General features: G+C 63.2%; 1 protein-coding gene. It reads right to left on the bottom strand.

Going from position 1 to position 266, the window contains the following annotated elements:
* Positions 1 to 210 (bottom strand): integration host factor, actinobacterial type (mihF, locus tag ACPYOG_RS19685; RefSeq protein ID WP_481295807.1); only part of this gene is annotated, 210 nt, incomplete at its 3' end.
* Positions 211 to 266: the final 56 nt, after the last annotated feature.

The raw sequence follows: 266 nt of genomic DNA, 5'->3' as shown, positions 1-266 counted from the left end.
GACCGGGCCGATGCCCGGCAAAGCTTCCAGCAACTCCACTACGCGCATCCGCGCGATCGCCTCGTCCGAGTCGCCAGAGGCAATCAACTCCGCGATGCTCACTTCTCCGCGCTTCAGCCGCTCCTTGGCTGCGGCCCTCACAGCCCTGGCCTTGGCGGCCTTTTCCAACGCATCGGCACGCTCTTGCGGTGTCAGCTCTTTCAGGCCCACTGCCGAACCCCTGTCAGATCGAGTTTGTGATGCACATCACGCGACTGATCCTGAAC

This window comes from Leifsonia sp. HAY1-4F, assembly GCF_056755275.1.
This window is presented reverse-complemented; position numbering and strand designations above follow the sequence as displayed.